Raw genomic sequence first — 11,228 nt, forward strand, 5'->3', positions numbered from 1 at the left:
GCCAGCCACAGGAAAAAACCAGGCGCGCATTGGGTTCGGCGAAATCCAGAACCGCCTGGGCCGTACCTGACGAATATTGCCTGACTCCCCATGGCGCCAATACAACCAGCACGCCATCGCAGCCGGCAACAGCCCGCTGTATGACCTCGCGATCGTTCGTGGCGCCGGGAACGACGGTGATCCTGTCCTTGAAAGCATCGAGCTTGGCGACGCTTTTCTCCCTGCAGACACCGACCACTTGATAGCCCTGGTCCAGTGCATGCTGCACCATGTATCGTCCGAGCTTGCCTGACGCGCCAATGATGCAAACCTTGTGCATGATCTTCTCCGTGAATACCGGTCGGCCCTGTGCCTGCGAGCGCAGTTGCCGCCTGTCGCCTGGCTATGCGCTGCGTGGCGCAAACATGATAATGGCCATGCCCAGAAGTGCCACCCCGGAACCCAGCAGGTCCCAACTGGTCGGGCGAATACCCTCAACGCCCCACAGCCACAGGATGGCCATGAAAACGTAGACACCGCCATAGGCAGCGTAGACGCGACCCGCAGCAGTCGGATGCAGGGACAGCAGCCAGGCAAATACCGCAAGGCTGAGGGCGGCCGGCACCAGCAGCCAGATCGATTTACCCTCCCGCAACCAGAGATAGGGCAGATAGCAGCCAATGATTTCGGCCAAAGCGGTAACGACAAACAGCCCTGTTGTTTTCAGTTCCAGCACGGTAAATCACCTCTTGATGGCGTTCTATTGGTGTCACTATTGACGATCCAGAATACAGGAGCAAGCGATGACCGGGACCGGATCAGCGGCCACCCCGGCAGGGTGGCACTGCTCTGGAGCCGCTGGCGCTGGTCACTGCAGGGGAATGGCCATGGGTCGCAGGGGCGCTGCGTCTGCCCCCCGAAGCTTCAGTGGCGCGGCGATAAAGGCAAATTCGTAGACTTCATCCCGGGCCAGGTCTTCTAGCCAGGCGAGCTCAATGATCGGCGCTCCCTGTTCCGCCAGCAGATAGGTATGCAGGGGCACGTAGTCGCTCGCCACTTCCGAGGGAAATGCCTCCAGGCTCAGGTTGTCCGCGCCGACAATCATTGCCCCCGACTCCTCGACGAGGAAGCGGGCAGCTGCCAACCCCAGGCCGGGCGGGTTGTCCATGTAAGCCGAAGTGTCATCGAAGACGCGCATGCGTCCGGTCCGGATCAGGACCACGTCGCCCTGCCGCAGATCTAGCTGCTGGCGCAGCAGGCTGGCCTCGAGATCTCCGCGCGTGATCCGATAGCCATCGGGCAGCATGGCAACGCCTTTTGCCGCCGCCACGTCGAGCAACACGCCGCGGGCCACGATCGGCGGCATGTTCTCCACCCCGGCAACGCGCCAGCCGCGATCACCGAGATGCTCTTGCGCACTGAAGCCGTTCCAGATTTCACCATTGAGGCCAAAATGCGCCAGCCCATCGATATGGGTGCCCATATGTGTGTACATGGAGACCGCGGCCCCGGTATAGCTGACGTGCCGGTTCATCTCCGAGCCGGTAGCCAGCGGGTCATCGACCACCGTGCCGTGTGGGGTGTGGGTCATCCAGATGCGGTAGTGCGGGTCGCCGGCGGCTTGCCAGCTGGGCATGCCGATAAAGTATTCGACCGCCAGATCGTAAAGTCTGCCGCCGGCGACGCGCGTCAGTATTTCGCTCCGCGATGCCTCGGTCATGAGATTCAGGCGACCGATTTCATCGTCGGCTCCCCAGGGGCTGATACCCACCTGGCGCTCGGCGGCTGAGGCAGTGAATTGCCCGCCCATCATCAGGGCGGCTGTGATTACCAGAGTCTTGTTAAGCATGTTCTTCTCCCGTAGTGAACAAGAGTTCACAGCCTAGCCCCACAGCCGGTATTGATAATCGGCCCGAATTGAAAGATTCTATTTCCATATTTTTACTAATGGTCCGCCTATGGACGACCTCAATGATGTCGCGGTGTTTGTTGCGGTAGTGGACGCGGGGAGTTTCACCCGGGCGGCGGAGAGGCTGAAAGTATCGCGCCCGGTGGTGAGCAAGCAGGTCAGCCGGTTGGAGGACAGCCTCGGCGTGCGCCTGCTCAATCGCACCACGCGACGCTTGAGTCTCACGGAAGCGGGGCGCATTTTTCACGCCCAGACAAGTCGGGGGCTGGAGGATATTGCCGAGGCGCGGGCGGAAGTCTCGCGCCTGCAGCAGCAACCGCGCGGGGTCCTGCGAATCAACGTGCCGATGTCTTTCGGTATCCTGCATATCGCGCCGCTGCTGCCTGCGTTTATGCAGCAGTATCCGGAACTGACGGTGGAAATGGACCTGAACGATCGCAAGCTGGATGTGATTGAGGAGGGCTTCGATGCCTCGGTGCGCATCAGCGACCTGCCCGACTCGACGCTGGTGGCGCGCCGTCTCGCTCCCTGTCGCCACGTCATCGTGGCAGCACCGGCCTACCTGGAACGACACGGCATACCGGACCGGCCGGAAGACCTGCTGGAGCACGAGGTGCTCAGCTATAGCCTGCAGCAATCGGCCCAGGCGTGGCATTTTCTCGACTCCGGGGGTCAGCCTACACAGGTCGCTGTCGCCGGAAGGCTGCAGGTGAACAACAGCCTGGCCCTGCGCGAGGCGCTGCTCGCTGGCATGGGCATTGCCCGGACGCCGACGTTCCTCGTCGGCGACGACCTGCGCCGGGGTCGGCTCACCACCGTGCTGGACACCTGTCGCTCGCTGGAGCTGTCCATCTACATCGTCTACCCGCAGCGTCGCTATCTGTCGCCGAAAGTGCGTGCCTTTGCGGACTTTCTGGCAGCGAAAATCAAGGACCCCCCGTACTGGGACCAGCCGTCATCGCCATAGATTTGTTAATTCGGGTTACCAGTCATTTTCCGCTCAGGCTAATTATCCCGCCCGGGTAAACGACTAGTCTGCTCCTCACCAACACAGGAGGAGCCGACCATGACCAACAGCACCCGTCAAACGCTTGCGACGAACCAGGCATTGAATGAGGCCCTGCGTCGGACTGAATCGACGACAGCACCCACACACTGGCTCTTTGCCCCCCACAGCCTGTTGCTGGCCAGCGGCGCGCTGCTCGGCATGCGGACGCCAATTGGCAAGCTGGCCCACGACGCCGGTGTGTCCGCGCTGCTGTGGGCTGCGATTATCTCCCTCGGCGTCGTCATCATGTTGCTGCCCACCCAGCTGACGAAACGCGGACTGCGGCTGCCGGATACCAGCGTAGTGCGCTATACGATGATTTCATCGCTGATCTCCTTCGTGCTACCGAATGTGCTGCTGTTTACCGTGATACCCCGGGTGGGGGCCGGTTATGCCGGCCTGATGTTCGCGCTGTCTCCGGTGTTTACCCTGCTTTTCGCCTCGTTGTTCGGAATGAAGACACCCGGCCGGCTGGGAATGGCAGGGATCGCGATAGGGGTAGTCGGGGCGCTGTTGGTGAGCCTCACGCGCGGTACCCACCCCCAGGGGCCTGAGCTGGCCTGGCTGCTGGCGGCGGCCGCAATACCGGTTGTGCTGGCGATAGGCAATGTGTACCGCAGCCGCTGGTGGCCCGAGGGCGCGCTTCCCAATTCCCTCGCCTTCTGGGGGCACCTGTTTGCGGCCGGTGTGTTTCTGGTGATTATCGCGGCGACTGGACAGGAACTCCCTGTTGCCGGTATCGCCTCGGCGAAGACCCTGATCGTCATCCAGATGGTCATATCCGGGCTTAATTTCCCGCTGTTCTATCGCCTGCAGCGGGATGGTGGCCCGGTGTTGCTGAGCCAGATCGGCTATGTCTCTGCGGCAGTGAGCCTGATCGTGGCAACGGTATTTCTAGGGGAGCGCTATGCCCTCTCCACCTGGCTCGGCGCCGGCATCATCGGCGTCGGTATCATCGCAACTGTCATGGCACAACGCCTGGAATCCCAGGTGCCTGTACAGCTGAAAGAAGGAGCAATGAAATGAAAACACCAACCAGCGTAGCAGTGGTCTACCACAGCGTCACCGGCACCACGGCGGGGCTTGCCGAGGCAGCCCTGCGGGGCGCAAACCAGATCGACGGTGTCCGGGCGTTTCCGGTGAGGATAGAGGGCGGCGACATCCATGAGGGCCGCTATCGCAACGCCAGTGCGCTGAAGGCCATGGGTGAAGCCGACGCTATTATCTTTGGTTCACCCACTTTCATGGGCAGCGTGTCCGCGCAGTTCAAGGCCTTTGCCGATGCAACCAGCGAATTCTGGTTCCAGCGCCATTGGGCCGGCAAACTGGCGGCCGGCTTCACGATTGGCAACAACCCCAGCGGCGACCAGCTCAACACCATCCAGTACCTCAACACCCTCGCCAATCAACATGGTATGTTGTGGGTCGGAATAGATCTGCCCGGTGGGTTTGATCCAGAGGGGCGCAATCGCCTGGGTGCCCAGAGTGGACTCATCGCCCATGCGCGTGATGGTATGCTGGATCCAGCCGACATTGCCACGGCCAGCTACCTCGGTTCACGTGTTGCCGCGCTGAGCCGGCGGTTTTTACCAGAGCGCGTTGAAGAGGGAAGTTATTCACTCTAGCCGGCCGACTGGCCGCCAGGCAAACAGGAGCATTTATGCCGCATTTCATACTCGATTGTTCAGCGGAAATACTGGAAGTACACCCCGAACTCTACATTGCAGAGCAAATCCATGCCGTTGCTGCGGGATCGGGCCTGTTCGACATCCAGGATATCAAGGTCAGGGTCAGCCCCTACGTCAGGTACCTGGTGGGCGGAAAGCAGGAACCGTTTATGCATGTATTTTCGAGCATTATGCAGGGCCGGAGTACTGAGCAAAAGGCAGTACTGTCGAGATCAGTAGTGCAGATGCTGTCAGGCATGTTCCCGGATGTTAAGTATATTGCGATGAGTATCAGCGAGTTCGAGAAAGCAGTGTATTGCAACCGCGACATGCTGTGAGCAACTGCGGGAATGCAGTCGCCGCATGATCTGTCTGTTTGCACACAGGCGCGCTTTCAGGGGCCAGTCTCATCGAGGTTTTCGATCACTATAGCCGGCAAGTCATCGGCTGGATCGAATCCCAGTACCTGGGCATAGAAGTACAGTTCAGCCTGCAGCGAAGAGATCAGGGTCTCGGCTTTGCGAAACCCGTGTGACTCGCCCTCGTAGGCGATATAAGCGGTTGGGATGCCGCTGCGCTTCAGGGCCGCAAAGATGGCCTCGGACTGGTTCGGTGGCACGACCGGGTCATCCAGCCCCTGCAGGAGGATGAGTGGCGCCTTGAAACCCTCCAGGTGGTGGATGGGTGAGCGCTCGATGTAGAGGTCGCGGCGCTCCGGATAGGGGCCGATTACCTGATCGAGATACCTCGACTCGAATTTGTGCGTCTCCCCGGCCAGGGCCTCCATATCCGATATCCCATAGTAGGAGGCGCCCGCAGCAAAGGTATTGTGGAAAGCGTGGGCGGCGAGCGTGGTATAGCCGCCGGCGCTGCCGCCGCGGATGATCAGGCGCCTGGGATCCGCGAGGCCCTGCTGCGCCAGCCAGCTGGCGCCCGCGACAGCGTCCTGCACATCAGTGACCCCCCAGTTGCCGTACAATTCCCGACGATAGCTGCGCCCGAACCCCGTGCTACCCCGATAGTTGAGGTCGAGAATGGCAAAGCCGCGACTGGTCCAGAAGTAGTGCTCCGGGTTGTAGCTGACATCGGCTGAGGCTGTGGGTCCACCGTGCACACTGACAATCAGCGGCGGGGCTTTGCCTGCAGCTGCGGTGACATCGGGGTTCTGCGGCGCCAGGTACACCCCATGAGCGACCGCGTCACCGGGTACCGGGAAACTGATCTGCTCGATTCCGGGCACCCAGGATGCTTCCAGTCCCCGGTCCCTGGAGCGGCGCAGCACCTCCAGGATGGCTCCTTGTCTATCGATGGCGATCAGAGCGGAAGGCTGCTTGGCGAAACCAGCCGTGACATACAGGCGGTCGCCGGCTGTGGCGACGGAGCTGTAGGCGACCGCCCCGGTGTCCAGCAGGCGCTGACCGCCCTTGCCGTCGAGGATATGCAGAGTCTCCACACTGCCGCGCCTGGCGCTGACCAGCATTTCGCCGGATTCCAGCAAGCGATAATAGTGGCTGTCTATGGACCACGCCGGACCGCCGATCTCCACTCCCTCCAGGCCAGTTGGAACCGGCGAGAACGTTTCGTCTTGCACGGCATAGGGGCGCCACCAGTTATCGCGGTCCGACAGGGCAAAGAGACGATTGTCGCTGCTCCACTGGGGGTCGATTACGGACTCTGCGCTTTCCGGGTTGTGCGTGACCAAGCCGTCCAGCTCACCATCTGCGTCGAATCCCGCGCTGTGCAGGCTGGTATTGTCCCAGGGCATGTTGGGGTGCATCCAGCTGGTGAAAGCGATGCGACTGAAGTCCGCCGACAGCCGCGGCGCCGACACGAAATCGGTGCCGGAAAAGAGAATTTCGCCCTCGCTCATCCCCTCGGTCGGCAGGGCAACCAGACTGTTCACCGGCTCGCCACTGCCTCGATGGTCTTCGCGTATGCAGATCAGCCGGTTTCTCGGCGCATCGAGGCGACAGCCCGCGAAGCGCAGATTGCCCTCGGGGGTTATCGGGACCGGCGCATCTCCCGGAATGAAGCTGTACAGGCGCTGGTCGGCGAAATTGCTGAACCACAGCCTGCCATTGGCAACCAGCAGACTGCCGCCACCGTATTCCTGTACTCGAGTGCGCACGTTGAAAGGCTCGGGCAGGAGCTCTGTCGGTTCCCCGCCCTGACGCCAGCGCATGATTGTCATGCGCCCGCCCTGTTCCGGCCGTGACTCTAGCCAGTACAGGTAATCGCCATCCTTGTGGGGGCTGCCGAGTTCACGACTGCCCTCGACCAGGGACTCCGCGGTAATGGGTGAGGGCCAGCTGCCATAATCAAGTACGGTTTGCGGGCTGGTCATGTTTGCCTCCTTGTGGGGCGCCGTTGCGCTGCTTTGATTTACGTCGCTGCAGGCCCCGAGGAGCACAGCCAGGAGCAGGGAGCACGGTAGTCGCATACGCTTCACCTCGGGGGTTCGGGAGGTTTCCCTGGAACTCCACGCTGAATTGATGTACCGAGAATACGCGAAATCGAGGGGTGCTGCGATGGCAGCCTTGCCAGAGGGCAAGTGATCAGAGGTGGACGACTACTGGTCTATACTCAGCTTTGATCCAACTATTCCCGGGACGAGGTGAGATGGCACTGCAAATAATCGGGGCGGGCTTTGGCCGCACCGGCACCATGTCCATGAAGGCCGCTCTGGAGCAATTGGGTTACCCCTGCTACCACATGGTGGAATGCTTTCCCAATGGACCTGAGCACTGGAAGCTGTGGGAGCAGGTCGGGACCGGTACGCCGGACTGGGACCGGCTTTTCGAGGGCTTTACCGCGACAGTCGATTTCCCCGCCTGCACCAGCTATGCCGCCCTCGCCAGCTATTACCCGAACGCCAAAGTCGTACTCACAGTACGTGATCCGGAGAAATGGTTTGCGTCAGTCCAGAGTACAATCTTCGGCAAAGAGTGGATGGAGTTCCTGCCCGGCACTGAAGCAGGTGCGTATATGAAGGCGACCATCAACGACTATTTTGATGGTCGGATGCACGAACGCGATTACCTGATTCGCCGTTTCAACGAACATGTTGCCGAGGTCAGGGAGACTATCGAGCCAGAGCGGCTGCTGGTGTTCGAAGTGGCCGATGGCTGGGAGCCGCTCTGTGAGTTCCTCGAGCTGCCCGTTCCCAGAGAGGTGTTCCCGAACGTCAATGATACCGCGGCTGTGCAGGGTATTATCAAGGCTATCATGGCCAATGGATTCCAGGCCGTGCTGGGCTACAAGGGGTAGTGTGCTGGCCTGGGCATCACAACGCACTGTTTTCAGCTTGCCTGCCCTGCCCTGCCAGCGCCGGTTACGGACCACTCATCTGGCTTGGCCATTGAATGAGGTGATCCGCAGCCGACATCCAGGATATCGATTTTCGCTCAGCGGAACTCATACTTCCAGTTCCCAACGTCCCCCAACCTTTCGAGCGCAATCTTCCCGTCTGTCCCGCGCAGGATGGTAAAGGTTCCGTTCACCGGGTAGCCGTCAGCAAGAGTGAGCTGATTACCACATACGGCATCCCCGCCTGTCCAGGTTCCATCGATCCGGGCCCCCTGTGCCGGATTGTCCCAGCTACCGGAAGTTAGCGTACCCACCAAATTGAGGGTGGTTTGGGTCAAGCGTACATTGTTCTCGCAGACACCGATTTTCACCATCTTGCCGGTCACCGCTGTACCATTGAAAACGAGGCTCAGTGTCGCCGGCTGAAAATCGTATAGTGCACGCCCGGAATGACCGTAGGACCGCCCCTGGAAATTGAAGTCCGCTACAAACGTCCTGTCCTCGCCGCAGACAGCTTGGCCAGAGTAGCTGCTGGTTGAGCCACCTGCCTTGACGTTTATCTTGAACGGAACCGTAGCCGAACTGGTAGTACAGGCGTCAAAGCAGTCCACCTCGATCTTGTAACTTCCGATAGGAGGTGATGTCCAGGATACATTCTCAGTCCGACCGTCCTGGTAGTTTGAACACTGGTTATCCCAATCCAGACTGCCCCCGGCGGCCGAGACTTCATTGTCGAAGAAGATTGTTTCACCGCCCGGCTCTGTGACGTAGATATCAAGATCAACCGGAGGGTTCGACCTCCAGTCAAGGCTGATCTCCAGTGAAGAGTCGACACCGGTCCCGCCGGGCGTCGGTATCGTAGCCCCGCAGGCACATCTGGCATTGGTGAGGCCAGAGATGTTTGACACGTTGAGTTTTGGCGAGCAAAAGTCACCCGTGGGACCACCGCTGCCATCCAATGTACGAACATTGACCCCGCTGATGATCTTGGAACCCTGGAACTCGGGGGGGCTGCTCTGGGTGTCGCGATCGGTCTCTTCCACACAGACATCGTAGTTCCCTGCCGGCAAAGACCATTTAACCTTGGAAGATACGCCTATGGAGGAAGCAGGGGCTACCATTCCACCCTCCTGTTGCAGAGGCGCGTTGAATGGATCTGCCAGTGAATTTACCTTGCTCAAGCAAAAGTTTTTCCAGCTGTAAGGAGATGAAGCTGAGTTATCGACCTGAATGCAGCTTTCACCCGAGCGAGAAGCGCCGATCCCTGGCCAGTGTGGAGAGAAGTGACTGGTAAAAGCCGTAACGGTTTTCGCAACAGGATCGTAACGACCGCCAAGCCCCTGAACAATACCTTCTCTTGTCAGGGTATACAGCTCAACGCTTGCACTACCAGGATCAGTCGTGACCGGTAGTGTGATTTGCACGGGCGCTTGAAATACATGCCCGGCCGGCCCGATTTCATATACACGTCCCGCGAGTCTATCGCCTTCCGGCAGGTCAATCCGAGTGCTCGTGTCTATCGCAATTGTGATCGTCGCTGAGCCAACATCTCCGTCAGGAGTTGGTGCAACTGCACCGATCGGCACCGACACCTGCGCACCACCAAAAGTTTCAACAGTTGCGGATGTATCTGTCCTGACGGTCATGGATGCCTCATCCGGACGAATCCCGCTATTGGTCGTCGACGCGCGCGCACACATTGCAACGCCCTCCACGATCCACCCCAGGGCATTCATTTCATCGGATATAGAAGGCAGGGTCATATAGCGATGATTGGAGTCATTCTCGGCAAACCGATCGTTGTAGGCTCTAATCACAGGAACCAGCCCTGCTGCGCATTGCTGATCCTCTAGCCGTTGTGTCTCGATATAGAACGCAATACCTTCGTAAACCCAGCCGGGATCCGTTGCCCTCACCGATTCACATTCAGTCGGGCTTCCAGTGTAAAAGTGAGAGTTCCTGGCATAACTGTAGAAACGACAGACCGGAAACGCGGTTGCCGGAGCATCTGCAGGATCACGCCAGGCACTGAACGACTGCCCTGTCCTTACCCAGTTGCCTCCAGCGCCACCCTGATCGAGAAGCTCAACCTCACTACCAGCGGCCATAAAATAGTGCCCCAGCAATGGGTGAAAGAACTCGATTACGTCTTGTTGCTCAGCGTGAGCAAAGCCAGACATAAACAGTAATACAAAAAGCGAAGCCACCCGGTACTTGTGACCTAATTGGATATTAGCGGACATTAACCACCTCCTCATGACTCCCTCCAGTTCTCTGTTTCACGCCCGGCTCACGAACGCGCTGCACTGGAATACCTGTCGAATCCCGACCTTTAGATAATGGTCCTCCGACAATAGAGCGTCAATCGCGGGCGATGGCTTCAAATCAGTCCTTTTGATATGAATCAAAGGTTAGCGTCGAACGAGATGAAATTTGCTCGCTTAACAGGTGAACTAATGCGCGACTTCACCGCTGATTAGGCGACAACAGGCCGGTGGTTGACATTACCTACTAGCGCACAGGCGCCGCTGGCCCAGTGCTTGTCCTAAAAATCCTGCGGGGACCGGATGGGTCTGAACTGTGATTTGGATATACGCATGGACACCAGTGCGTTGCCGTTTACGACCTCGGCTATTTTGAGATCGGCTGCGACAGAACACAGCATATTCACCTCATGCTGCTCCAGCCCGTGCCGGGCTACAAGGGTTAGCGTTTCGAGGGGATACTGGTGTCGGCGCCCGGGAGCATTGATGCATCGCGAGGGAAGAAAGCAGCCAGAATCGGTGTAACGCTCATATTTGTCAGTTATGATTTGTACACTTAGACGGTGTCCCCCGGGGAGGGCAATGCGTATCGCCAGCAGACTGCGCTATTTTCCGATCAACCCCAGACTGACCGCCGGGAGTGGGGTACTTCTGGGGCTGTTGGTCACCGCTGCCCCGGCCCGCGCTTTCGTGCCAATGAGATATGGCCCGCAAAATCTTTCCGAGTGGATCATCCTGCTGTGTGTGCTGGTGCCGGTCGGCTTCCTCGCCCAAAGGGCGGAGAGCGCTCGCGCAGAGAAGCGCAGACGTCTCCTGCAGCAGCGTTTCCCGGAGGAGGAGATCCCCATGAGAGAATTCCGGCGCGACCTGCGGTTGCGAATGCTGGCGCTTGTCGCAATCGTGGCAGGCTCGCCGGGTAGTGTCCCGTCAAGTGGTGTAACTCCGGTCTCCAGTTTCATCGCTTCAGGCGGCCTCAGACTGTGGCAGTAGGTTGGCCTGGTCTTCCTTGCTCAGCACGCGCGCCAGCGTCTCCTGGCTCATGTAACGGCGCGTCA

The 11,228-nt window shown here is 59.4% G+C and carries 10 protein-coding genes; 5 read left to right on the forward strand and 5 right to left on the reverse strand.

Going from position 1 to position 11,228, the window contains the following annotated elements; translation table 11 throughout:
• The 3 genes from RJQ10_RS04800 to RJQ10_RS04810 form a co-directional block, all read right to left on the reverse strand.
• The coding region (locus RJQ10_RS04800) for an NAD(P)H-binding protein (protein WP_350144169.1) at nt 1–319 on the reverse strand (319 nt) is incomplete at its 3' end.
• A 63-nt stretch (nt 320–382) separates the two neighbouring features.
• Entirely contained in the window at nt 383–715 is a 333-nt protein-coding gene (locus RJQ10_RS04805; RefSeq protein ID WP_350144171.1) for a YnfA family protein, read from the reverse strand.
• A gap of 132 nt (nt 716–847) precedes the next feature.
• Entirely contained in the window at nt 848–1,828 is a 981-nt protein-coding gene (locus RJQ10_RS04810; RefSeq protein ID WP_350144173.1) for a cyclase family protein, read from the reverse strand.
• A 109-nt stretch (nt 1,829–1,937) separates the two neighbouring features.
• Between RJQ10_RS04810 and RJQ10_RS04815 the strand changes: the two genes are divergently transcribed.
• The 4 genes from RJQ10_RS04815 to RJQ10_RS04830 all read left to right on the forward strand — a co-directional run bounded on the left by RJQ10_RS04815 (nt 1,938) and on the right by RJQ10_RS04830 (nt 4,941).
• Nucleotides 1,938–2,855, forward strand: coding sequence for a LysR family transcriptional regulator (locus RJQ10_RS04815; protein ID WP_350144174.1), 918 nt, complete (start codon nt 1,938–1,940; stop codon nt 2,853–2,855).
• Nucleotides 2,856–2,954: 99 nt separating this feature from the next.
• Nucleotides 2,955–3,962 (forward strand): DMT family transporter, encoded by a 1,008-nt coding sequence (locus tag RJQ10_RS04820; RefSeq protein WP_350144176.1) that lies wholly within the window; start codon nt 2,955–2,957, stop codon nt 3,960–3,962.
• Nucleotides 3,959–4,561, forward strand: a complete 603-nt coding sequence (locus RJQ10_RS04825; protein ID WP_350144178.1) for a flavodoxin family protein — start codon at nt 3,959–3,961, stop codon at nt 4,559–4,561. Before RJQ10_RS04820 ends, RJQ10_RS04825 begins: the two co-directional genes overlap by 4 nt.
• A 35-nt stretch (nt 4,562–4,596) precedes the next feature.
• Nucleotides 4,597–4,941, forward strand: coding sequence for a 5-carboxymethyl-2-hydroxymuconate Delta-isomerase (locus RJQ10_RS04830; RefSeq protein ID WP_350144180.1), 345 nt, complete (start codon nt 4,597–4,599; stop codon nt 4,939–4,941).
• Nucleotides 4,942–4,997: 56 nt separating this feature from the next.
• On the opposite strand, the gene RJQ10_RS04835 is transcribed toward RJQ10_RS04830, so the two are convergent.
• Nucleotides 4,998–6,947, reverse strand: a complete 1,950-nt coding sequence (locus tag RJQ10_RS04835; RefSeq protein ID WP_350144182.1) for an alpha/beta hydrolase family protein — start codon at nt 6,945–6,947, stop codon at nt 4,998–5,000.
• A 275-nt stretch (nt 6,948–7,222) separates the two neighbouring features.
• Between RJQ10_RS04835 and RJQ10_RS04840 the strand changes: the two genes are divergently transcribed.
• A complete protein-coding gene (locus RJQ10_RS04840) occupies nt 7,223–7,870 on the forward strand; it encodes a sulfotransferase family protein (RefSeq protein ID WP_350144183.1) in 648 nt (215 codons plus the stop codon).
• Nucleotides 7,871–8,007: 137 nt separating this feature from the next.
• Here RJQ10_RS04840 and RJQ10_RS04845 read toward each other — a convergent pair whose 3' ends face one another.
• Nucleotides 8,008–10,152, reverse strand: coding sequence for a DUF2135 domain-containing protein (locus tag RJQ10_RS04845; protein ID WP_350144185.1), 2,145 nt, complete (start codon nt 10,150–10,152; stop codon nt 8,008–8,010).
• Nucleotides 10,153–11,228: the final 1,076 nt, after the last annotated feature.

The sequence above is a fragment of the Haliea sp. genome, from assembly GCF_040222615.1.
Lineage (GTDB): Bacteria > Pseudomonadota > Gammaproteobacteria > Pseudomonadales > Halieaceae > Haliea.

Coding starts and splice junctions, on each gene's coding strand:
- RJQ10_RS04810 (WP_350144173.1), bottom strand. CDS start 1,828: ATGCTTAACAAGACTCTGGTAATCACAGCCGCCCTGATGATGGGCGGG.
- RJQ10_RS04815 (WP_350144174.1), top strand. CDS start 1,938: ATGGACGACCTCAATGATGTCGCGGTGTTTGTTGCGGTAGTGGACGCG.
- RJQ10_RS04820 (WP_350144176.1), top strand. CDS start 2,955: ATGACCAACAGCACCCGTCAAACGCTTGCGACGAACCAGGCATTGAAT.
- RJQ10_RS04825 (WP_350144178.1), top strand. CDS start 3,959: ATGAAAACACCAACCAGCGTAGCAGTGGTCTACCACAGCGTCACCGGC.
- RJQ10_RS04830 (WP_350144180.1), top strand. CDS start 4,597: ATGCCGCATTTCATACTCGATTGTTCAGCGGAAATACTGGAAGTACAC.
- RJQ10_RS04835 (WP_350144182.1), bottom strand. CDS start 6,947: ATGACCAGCCCGCAAACCGTACTTGATTATGGCAGCTGGCCCTCACCC.
- RJQ10_RS04840 (WP_350144183.1), top strand. CDS start 7,223: ATGGCACTGCAAATAATCGGGGCGGGCTTTGGCCGCACCGGCACCATG.
- RJQ10_RS04845 (WP_350144185.1), bottom strand. CDS start 10,152: ATGTCCGCTAATATCCAATTAGGTCACAAGTACCGGGTGGCTTCGCTT.